This is a genomic window from Ruegeria sp. D4 (assembly GCF_056534475.1).
The window spans coordinates 1-10,063 of record NZ_JBQFPJ010000035.1 but is presented as its reverse complement, the minus strand read 5'-3'; the positions used below and the strand labels follow the sequence as shown (position 1 = coordinate 10,063).

Here is a 10,063-nt window from a genome sequence, read left to right as displayed (position 1 = left end):
GGATATGACGCTGATTGGTTCCGGGAAGCGTTGAAAGACAAAGGGATACGTGCGTGCATCCCAGGCCGGAAGCAGCGGAAGAAAGCGGTGAAGTACGACAAGCGTCGCTACAAATGTCGCAATCGGATCGAGATCATGTTCGGAAGGCTGAAAGATTGGCGGCGAGTGGCAACCCGATACGACAGGTGCCCAAGGGTCTTCCTCTCAGCCATCGCACTGGCGGCTACCGTCTTCTATTGGCTATGAGTCCTGACCCTAGAGTTATTGTGAGTTCGTTTCATGCAGTCTTTGCAACCACATAAGCGATTAAGTCTACAAACAACTGACAACCCACTCGTTCAAGGTTTAAGGCATTGCCAGATCAAGCTAACCAACAACCTACGCGTCTAGAATTTCCGGCGCCTCTATTACAGGCCACCAGACATGCGTAGCGAGCCATTCGTAGTCGGCCCCGCCCGCACCATTCACACCAGTTGACTGCTTGTGTGCGGAAAGTAGTTCTTGGCTGAAACGGTGACCCCCTCGAACGAACTTTGCCAATTCGCGATGCACAGTCCAGTTCAAAACCAAACCTAATTCTGTGATTTGAAACCCATCGTCCACACGTTGCACGTTCGGGTTAGCTAGGAGGTTCAGTTGTCGTCTCACGCTTGTCTGAGGCAGGTTTGTGTATTTGGCTAATCCGCGCGTTGTCCAAGGTTGAGGGTGAATAACAAGTGCTTGATGCACCCTCTGCATAGGGGGAGGATACTTGAAATGATCAAACGTAACTTGCCAGCGGCGCCAAAGACGCAACCGATTGCGCTCAGTTTCACTCATCGACATAGTCAAATACTTTAATGGTTGTGATTCAACTGGCAAGTCGACTTAAGCAAGGTTCCCGTTAGCGACATGAAGCCTCTGTGGTTTAACGTGGCGGACGATCGCTCCAAAGTGTCCCTGACTTAAAACGCTGATAACCGTAATCAAACAGCGCTCGCATATACTCTGGATCGAACGGTTCAGCTAGAGGATAGTCGAAGTCCGTCCCGATCCAAGCGGCTTGGTATTCAGCGCCTCTCTGAAGGCTTAGTTTGTACGCAATCGTGAGATCATCTACGCCTTGTGCTTTAATAAGTGTAGAAAGCGAGCGTGCAGATACTTGGAGGACCCCCGGTTCAATAACTCTAAGTTCTGGCTCAACTTTGCCGTTTCGGATCGCATACAGCTTTCCACCGCGAGCATATTTCCTTGGGATGTCCCATCCAGGCACGTAGGCAGTTTGAGAATAGACGCCACCATCAACGTGAAGTTCATCCCGAACACCATCCTTAGTATCGACGTCGATTAAAACCGGAGGAAAAACACCCGGAATTGCCGCTGATGCGAGCAAGACATCACCAAATGTCTTTTTTGCATTTGGTGAATTACTGTTCGCGATGGCGCCCATATCCCAAAGCACTGGCCTTTGTGCATCCAAACTCACCGTCTGAACTAACAACCGCCGTCCGCGACGATGCTCTTTGGCAATCTGCGATAAAAAATTGTCGGTTATGTAAGTTTCGATAAGTTGTTTTAATGGGTCAGAGTTTTTGACTGAGGAACCACTTAGGATGCCAGTTATAAATCTGCCTCTGAATATCCGCGACGGTGGTAGCCCACCGTACAGCTCTTTGAGCTTATCATCATAGTCGGAACCCAGAAAGGCGAATGGTGCGGCCAACGCGCCTGTAGAAACCCCTGTAACGACCAAAAATTCTGGGCGTGTGCCGGCGTCGCTCCATGCGGACAGAATGCCCGCAGCGAAGGCTCCATCCTCGCCACCGCCTGATAGTGTTAGTGTGTAATCTGAATAAAGCCTCGAAGTGCGTCTTTGACGATGAACCTCTTCAAGAAGTTCACTGATGTTGACAGGAGCGACATCAGCCCAATAACGAGCGCCTTCGATGCCTGGGACCTGCGGGTTCTTTAGATCTGTCTCGTCTACCGGGTTTCTCGAAATAGTTGAGCATCCTAGTTGGAAAAGCAGCAGTAGGAAAACACACAGCTTACTCCAATGCATGCGCCCCATCTTCTCCACTCCCAGCTCCATTGAATTAAACAAAAAACGGGCCAGTAAACTTTTTTGGACCAATACTCTTGTTCGTCGTCCTTGCCCTCAAAGCGCATTGAGCGTTGCAGTCTTTTGGGCCGCGCTTAAGCATAGCATACTAAATGAAAACGAATTTATCATTGCGTCAACGTTTTTTGGAAGGGACCATTTCTGTACTGGTTGGTAGGACGTCAGTGTGGGACGTCTGCTCAGCACGAGACACAGGTTCAACTGACCATACCCTTTGCCCCAAATACAAAGCAAAACAGAGCATAACTGCAAAATTCACCCAATAGAGCGCGATGTCACCGAAGTAGGTGGTAGCGGCATTCGCTATCAGGGGACCGGTTATAGAACCTAAAGTCCAAACCAATAGCATGGTTACCGCCGCCGAAGACACAAAGACCGGAACCGTTCGGTCCAACGCGTGCGCCACAAGCAAAGAATAAAGGGTGAGCAAGCTACCACCCAGCAACACCAGTATGATGGAAAGCACTACGAAACCGATTGAGTTGTAGTCGAATGAGTTGACGCTATGGTCGTAGTCCACGTCGACCAGAATCGCCATAAGAAGAAGAACTACTGTTGCGGTGACCGTAGCAATCAAGATTACTATCCGACGGTCCATCTTGTCGGATAGCCATCCAAGCGGAAACTGAAAAAGGACACGCCCGAGGTAAACTAGGGCGACCATAAGGGCCACATCAATTATGGCGACCCCTAGCTGGGCAGCATTGTAGGGGACCACGCTCAGCAAAGTTGTAGACACCATCCCCATAGCGAACACTCCTAAGGCTGCAGCTGGAGCATCGTCGAATAATCCGCGAATGCGAATGGGTGTTCTGGACTCATTGTTGGGAGGAGTTGACCTAGTCGTCGAGATTACCAAAATCGAAATGCAGTAAAACAAAGCGACGTAGACGAATGCCTCTCGAACATCCCCGGGCACTAAAAAAACTAAGAACTGACTGAACACGGCGACAACGCCGACTATTATCGCATAGACTGCCAGAACTCTTCCACGAGTTTTTTCCTCCGCAGTTTCATTGAGCCACGTGTCACCGATCGAAAAAAGCCCTGCGGTCGCCAGACCGGCGAGGAACCGCAAAAAGACAAGAAATGGTGTGCTGGTGGAAACAGAAAAAAGTATGGCCACCGCTATTGTGATAGCTGCTCCAGAGGCAAATGCACGGATGTGGCCAATATCAGCAATCGATCGAGCGACAACAAAACACCCGACCAAAAATCCTGCAGAGTATGCGGACGCAGCAAACGAAGCAGCTTCTTGAGACGCCCCAATTTCAGAAAACGCGAGTGGAACCAAAGTACCAGATCCAGCAGTAGCCAGCTGAACAGCAGCCATTGCAATGAAGAGTGATTGAAGATTGAGAATTTGGTTTCTGATTGCCAATGCACCCTTGCTCCAAGTTGCGCCGAGGCTCGGTAAGTTCTTCCTACTTCTCGCTTCTACTCAGGTAGACGCGCGGTATTTCCCAACAATCAATGCCACTTGTCGAAGTTATTAACACTGAGTGCTACTGAAATCGAAAACCGCTGAACACTAAAGTGGAACTTCAGGCCTTCGCGAATATGGTTTTCGGTCGGGTTTTTAGCTTACACTTTGTGATACAACAATAAAATCTGCCTATTTCCCTGAAATTTTTACTGAGCCATTTTGGTTCGCACAAATTTGTGAAAAACTGTTGGTGCGGGCAGAGTTGGTTCAAACAATCTATTTTCCGACGAAGCTCCTTGTGCCTTTGCGAGCGTCCAACAGGCGCGCAGCTTCGAATAAGCAGGTGAACAAATATGCATCTGAACTTCCTAGGGACACTGGCGACTGTTGTGTTTAGTGCTTTTCCCATCGTGGCCGCAGCACAAGATACCCTCGCAACGGCAAGACCAGCAAAAGTCTTCACTGTTCTTAAAGCCTCATCTGATTTTGAAAGAATTTATCCCGCTATCGTCTACCCTTCGAGGGAAGTTGAACTCTCTTTTCGAGTCAGTGGACGAATAATAGACTTACCAATTAGGGCCTCTAGCAATGTGGTGCAGGAAGGCGTTGTTGCGCAGCTAGACACACGAGACTTCGAAGTCGAGGTAGCAAGACTTAATAGCCAACTAGAAGAGGCAGAGGCGAATCTAATTGTACTGAGGTCAGGTGCACGCCCTGAAGAAATCACAGCTCTAGAAGCCTCGGTTCAGGCAGCTCAAGCCCAACGAGATCAAGCTCGGGAAGAATACGTCCGCTCAGCTCAGCTTTTGGAGAGGGGTGTTATCCCTACTGCCCAATACCAGCAACGTGAAGCTGCCTTTCGTCTGGCAGAGGCCGAACTGGTGTCGCGAGAAGAGCAGCTGACAATTGGTCGAGTCGGTGGGAGGCCCGAAGAGATAATTGCAGCGGAAGCGTCGATCCGTGGCCTAAAAACACAGGTTCAATCGGCAAAAAACGATCTTTCTGATGCTACGCTTCGAGCGCCGTTCGATGGAACGATTGCCAAGCGCAACGTGGACAACTTCCGTAATGTTCAAGCCGGTGAAACCATCGCCTTGATCCAAGATCTTTCGACCGTGGATGTAAGTTATGACTTGCCCGGCGCTGACATAATCGCAATGTCGTCAATAGGCTTCGACAATGTTATTAGTATGGTTACGTTTGACTCGTTGCCGGGCGTAGAATTGAACGCAGACCTTGTCGAGTTCACTACGCAAGCAGACGCAGCAACACAAACCTATCGAGGTCGTCTATCAGTAACCCCGCCTGAGGACTTAGTTGTACTGCCTGGGATGGTAGCGCGCGTGATTATTAGGGCGGGCGGGCAAAGCGACACACATGTTGTGGTCCCGCTTTCAGCTTTAGCGGCAAGCCCCGACGGCTCCCCTTATGTCTGGCTATTGGATGAATCCAGCAACACCGTCAAGCGTCGACCAGTTGAATTGGGAGAAATATCTGAAGACTTCGTGTTCGTAAATACTGGCCTTGAAGAAGGGCAAATGGTTGTAACTGCAGGCTTGAGCGAACTGCAGGAAGACATGGTAATTCGCCCGATTTCAAAAGTTGGTGAGTAGCAAATGGATCTCGCTAGGTTTGCAATTGAGAAGCGTCTAATTTCGGCGTTGGTGACTATTCTCATCTTGGTGGCTGGCTATTTTGCATACTTAACTCTTCCTCGTTTCGAAGATCCTGAGTTCATAATCAGACAAGCTCAGGTCATAACCCCTTATCCGGGTGCCACTGCAGAAGAAGTCTCCGAAGAAGTCACCGAGGTCATTGAAAATGCTCTACAAGAGCTCCAAGGGGTAAAAGAGGTAAAGTCAGTCTCATCACCCGGCCTCAGCACTGTGACAGTCGAATTTACAATCCCCACGACGCCTGATTTTCCGTCGCTTCACGCAAGATTTGCTCAATTGCGCGCAAAGATACTTGACGCCCAAACAAATCTTCCGCCGAACGCACTCCGATCGCAGGTCTACGATGACTTCGGCGACGTGTATGCATTGTATTTTGCGATTGTTGGCGATGGCTATTCTATAGCTGAGCTCCACGAGTACGCGAAGGAGCTCCAGAGGGAGTTGGTTGCAGTCAGCGGTGTTTCCAAGGTGATCTTAAGTGGTGAACAGAATGAAGCGATCTTTGTAGAATATGCACCTGCAAGGTTAATAGAACTTGGAATATCACCACAGCAAATTGGCCAAGTTCTGGAGGGGCAAAACCTCGTAGCGCCCTCGGGTTCTCTCAAGTCCAACTCGCGTCGCATAGAGATACGGCCGTCGGCGGCAATAGCCTCAATTGACGCTATCAAAGACCTAGTCGTTTCTGTGCCAAGTAGCGGAGCATCATTTCGACTTTCAGATATCGCAACCGTGTCGCGCGGTTACGTTGAACCCGCAAGCCCCCTACTTTTTCGAGATGGTCGGCCTGCGATTGGAATTGGAATATCCAATAGCCTGGGCGGAAACGTTGTGAACATGGGCGAAGCCGTAAAGCAACGGATAAACGAGTTGGAGAACCTAAGACCAATCGGAATCCAGATTTTGCCAATCTCTGATCAGTCAGCTTCGGTAAAAGAATCTATCAACGACTTTGTCATGAACGTGGTTCTGGCGCTCATCATCGTTGTAGGCATATTGCTTATTTTTATGGGGTTAAGATCCGGAATACTCATGGGGGGTATTCTGTTGGTCACAGTCGCAGGCACGCTTACCGGCATGCAGCTCTTAGGGCTCGACATGCAAAGGATTTCACTAGGCGCGCTGATTATTGCGCTCGGCATGCTGGTTGATAACGCTATTGTCGTTGTCGAAGGTACGTTGGTCCGCGTTCAACGCGGTGAAGCCACCAGCGACGCTGCTATCTCTGTCGTAAATCAAACCAAATGGCCGCTACTCGGAGGAACAGTTGTAGGACTCTTGGCATTTTCCCCAATTGGCTTTTCACCGGACAACACTGGAGAATACGCCGGGAGCCTCTTCTGGACCATCTCGATCTCGTTGCTTTTTTCGTGGTTGGTGGCGATATGGCTCACGCCCTATTTTTGCACTCTACTGCTTAAGCCTACCTCGGAAAAACCGCCTGCAGAGAATGCGATTCTCCGTGGTTATCGTTCGCTCCTCGCGTATGCGATCCGATTCCGGTACCTTACGGTGGGGCTTGTTGTTGCGCTCTTTCTCTCTGCAATCGCAGGGTTTGCGTTAGTACCGCCGGGCTTCTTTCCCAACAGCACCAGAGCGCAATTTGTAGTGGATTACTTTTTGCCAGAGGGAACCGACATTGAACAAACCAGTCAGGACATGCGAGAGATTGAAGCGCATCTCTTAACTCTACCAGGTGTCACCTCTACAAATCTGTCTGTGGGCAGCGGGCATTTACGCTTCATGTTGGTATACGATAGTGAAGACCAGAACCCTGCCTATGGTCAAATTTTAGTGGACGTAGAGGATTATCGGCAGATTGATGCACTACAGCCGGAAATTCAGTCTTGGATTGACCAAAACTACGCTGACTCATATGCAAAAGTTTGGAAATTTGTACTGGGCCCTGGTGGTGGATCGAAAATCGAAGCCGAATTTTCTGGACCCGATCCCGTAATACTTCGCGAACTAGCTGAACAGGCAAAACTGATATTCGCTAAAAACGGAGCCATCGCGATAAAAGACGACTGGCGCGAGCAAAAACAGGTAATTCGGCCAGTTATTGACACAGAAAACACCCGCAGGCTGGGTCTCACCCAAGCGGAAATATCAAGGGCAGTTTACTGGCATCAAGTGGGGGCGCCGATAGGGATTTATCGCGAAGGCGACAACTTGTTGGACATAGTTATGCGCCCATTCGAAACAGACCGAAACAAGATCAGTGACCTAAAAAACATCCAAGTTTTTAGCGACGTAGCCGGAGGATACATTCCAATATCTCAAGTTGTAGACCGATTTGAACTTGTTTTTGAAGCTGGGAACCTTAGGCGCATAGACCGTAAGCTTGCAATCACCGCACAAGCCGACAACGCACCAGAAGTACTCTCAGGCGATCTTTTCGCTCATGTCCGACCACTGGTAGAGGCAATCAAATTGCCAAGTGGGTATTCTCTTGAATGGGGTGGTGAGTATGGGGACTCGCAAAGCGCAAACGACGGCTTGGCTTCGACTATGCCGCTTGGGTTCGGAGCGATGATTGTCGTTGTTTTCTTCTTGTTTAACGCAATCCGTCAGCCACTTATCATATGGTTGACAGTACCTCTGGCTCTCATTGGGGTCGTCTGGGGGCTCGCGGCAACCAGAACGCCGCTCGAATTTATGGCAATACTGGGTGTTTTGTCTCTAACAGGGATGCTAATCAAAAACGCTATCGTCCTTATTGACGAAACCGATACTCAGATTGCTGGTGGAAAACCTCGACTTCAGGCTATTGTTGACTCAGCTGTTCTACGCGTCCGCCCAGTGTCGCTGGGCGTACTTACTACTGTTCTTGGAGTAATGCCTTTGCTGTGGGATCCGTTTTTCGAGTCACTCGCAGTGGTAATCATCTGCGGTCTGAGTTTTGCGACCGTTCTTACACTGATAGTAGTGCCAACTTTGTACTCAGTTTTCTTTAGAATAAATGAAGATGAAACTGCGGCTTAATCACTGATCTGAAAATTCCCACAAGCTTGCCTGACCACAACCCAGCATGTTCTTCGTTTGGTGAAAAACAACTTCTTTTGAGCCCTTCTCTCGACTTTCCAAAGCCTGCTTTCCGCGCATCTCTGCCGTTCGTGGCCAGCGCAGCAATCGCCCCTACTCCAGCACCTCATCTCCGTCGCGGGCAGCCGCACGCCTTTCGGCCAGACGTTTGGCCATGTTGTACTCGTCACTGCCCCGTTCGAAGCGGCTTTCATAAAAGTCGAGCACCATTGCGTTTTCCTTGGCGTTTAGCAAACCACCAGTAGAAAGCCCTTCGATAATGCTGCGACGTTGATGGTCCGACATTTTCCCATAGTAGATTTCCGTGATTTTTTCGTTCGTATGGCCAAGGTTTAGGGACCAGGCTTTGCGATCTTTGGGAGAGGTGCAAAGTTCATCCCCAAGCGCCTTGAGTGTATCACGAACAGAGTGCGGTGTGCATTTGCGTCCGATCTGGGAGGTGGCGAGATCAAAGGCACAGCTCACGGCTGAGGAGGATTTCATAGGGGGTACGGGGCTGATCGCTGAACTGCGTTGTTTCAGATGTGCAAGCTCAGGGAAGACAGCGTCGTCTTGGGTAAAACCCAGTGCAACCAACTCCGAAAGCCAGTTTACAAGGACCTCTTGGAAGGCTTCAGTGCGCGGGAAGAAAACACTGCGAAAGCTTTTCCCATTCTTCGCGCGCATTTCTAAGGCGTCCTGAACCAGCTCCCCTTTACAAAGGTCAATATGTTTCAGTCTCAGGGTAGTGAGCGCTGCGGCACGTAACCCACTGGTGTAAGCACAAGCCACCATGGCACGATCACGACGCTCTGCAATTGTGCGATCTGGCATCTTCTCCAACATCTTTTCCGCCTGCTCGATCGTCAGATAGTCGCGATCATCACGCGGCAGGGTTTTGGCGTGTACCGCCTTTGGAAGCTCCAGATAGAGCGGGATGTTTTGACTCAAACGCTTGTAGCCATCCTGAAGCCGTAGCCATTCGAAGAACTGGCGAACCTGCGAAGCGTGGTGCCGGATGGTAGAGTTACCCAAACCGCCATGCTCTTTGAGCGTTTGGCCAAGATTGACCAAATGATCACGAAAGTCTGCGGCGTCCTTTGGCGTGACCTTGTCGAAGGCTTTGCCTCCTAGGAAAACCTCCAGCATGCGGATGCTCCGCAGATGGGCGCGTTTGGTCGAAGTCTCGAAGCGCCCAGCATAGATTTGCCACTCATGCACGATCCGATCGTTTGTCGGATACCAAACCGTCTCGCGAAAGTCGGGTTTATTCCCGGTATCAGCTGGGATCTCACAATTACTTTCGCGACTCCGGCATCATCTGGCGAAATGCCCAGCGCCAGTGGGACGGCTTCTTCGAGAGACCAACTGCTCTGATAGATCCAAGCCTGCATCAAGTGTTCAGCAGGTTGTACCGGGGCCTGTTCACATTCAATCATGTCCCAGTTTGTCCTTCTTCATCTTATCAAGCTGATCTGCCCACCACTGTGTCAAATCAACTCGCTCATCCCAGTGAGCGCCGCGTGCGTATGCCCGGCGGATTTCGTTCTTTTCCACATGGGCGAGGGCTCGCTCAATGGCGTCCGGATGCCAGCGGCCGGATTCATTGGCCAATGTGGAAAACATTGCCCGAAAGCCATGCGCCGTCATCTCGTCCTTCTCATACCCCATGCGGCGCAGCGCGGCATTCAAAGTATTGTCGCTCATGCAGCGCTTGGATGAACGTACCGATGGAAAGAGCAACTTGCCCCAGCCCGTCAGTTCGCGCAGTTCCTTCAAGTGATCGAAGGTTTGGCGGGACAGCGGTATTGTGTGAGGCCGACGCATCTTGGCGCG

General features: G+C 50.3%; 7 protein-coding genes. 3 read left to right on the top strand and 4 right to left on the bottom strand.

Annotated features, from left to right (window positions below; genetic code table 11):
* The coding region (locus tag ACR0MI_RS23435; RefSeq protein ID WP_480855728.1) for a transposase at positions 1-246 on the top strand (246 nt) is incomplete at its 5' end.
* Positions 247-907: 661 nt separating this feature from the next.
* Here ACR0MI_RS23435 and ACR0MI_RS23430 read toward each other — a convergent pair.
* Both ACR0MI_RS23430 and ACR0MI_RS23425 read right to left on the bottom strand, forming a co-directional pair.
* On the bottom strand, positions 908-2,113 hold the full coding sequence (locus tag ACR0MI_RS23430) for a patatin-like phospholipase family protein (RefSeq protein ID WP_170817440.1): 1,206 nt from the start codon (positions 2,111-2,113) through the stop codon (positions 908-910).
* Positions 2,114-2,216: 103 nt separating this feature from the next.
* A complete protein-coding gene (locus tag ACR0MI_RS23425; RefSeq protein ID WP_170817439.1) occupies positions 2,217-3,482 on the bottom strand; it encodes an MFS transporter in 1,266 nt (421 codons plus the stop codon).
* Between the two features lie 398 nt (positions 3,483-3,880).
* On the opposite strand from ACR0MI_RS23425, the gene ACR0MI_RS23420 reads away from it, so the two are divergent.
* A complete protein-coding gene (locus ACR0MI_RS23420; RefSeq protein ID WP_170817438.1) occupies positions 3,881-5,140 on the top strand; it encodes an efflux RND transporter periplasmic adaptor subunit in 1,260 nt (419 codons plus the stop codon).
* A gap of 3 nt (positions 5,141-5,143) precedes the next feature.
* On the top strand, positions 5,144-8,188 hold the full coding sequence (locus tag ACR0MI_RS23415) for an efflux RND transporter permease subunit (protein ID WP_170817437.1): 3,045 nt from the start codon (positions 5,144-5,146) through the stop codon (positions 8,186-8,188).
* A gap of 153 nt (positions 8,189-8,341) precedes the next feature.
* On the opposite strand, the gene ACR0MI_RS23410 is transcribed toward ACR0MI_RS23415, so the two are convergent.
* Positions 8,342-9,376: a tyrosine-type recombinase/integrase gene (locus ACR0MI_RS23410; protein ID WP_480855725.1), complete on the bottom strand. Its 1,035-nt coding sequence runs from the start codon at positions 9,374-9,376 to the stop codon at positions 8,342-8,344.
* Between the two features lie 282 nt (positions 9,377-9,658).
* Positions 9,659-10,063: tyrosine-type recombinase/integrase (locus ACR0MI_RS23405; RefSeq protein ID WP_480855723.1), on the bottom strand; the 405-nt coding region annotated here is incomplete at its 5' end.

Bases quoted from the DNA above. Each gene is read 5' to 3' on its own strand.
- ACR0MI_RS23415 (WP_170817437.1), top strand. From the start codon at position 5,144: ATGGATCTCGCTAGGTTTGCAATTGAGAAGCGTCTAATTTCGGCGTTG.
- ACR0MI_RS23410 (WP_480855725.1), bottom strand. From the start codon at position 9,376: ATGCTGGAGGTTTTCCTAGGAGGCAAAGCCTTCGACAAGGTCACGCCA.
- ACR0MI_RS23420 (WP_170817438.1), top strand. From the start codon at position 3,881: ATGCATCTGAACTTCCTAGGGACACTGGCGACTGTTGTGTTTAGTGCT.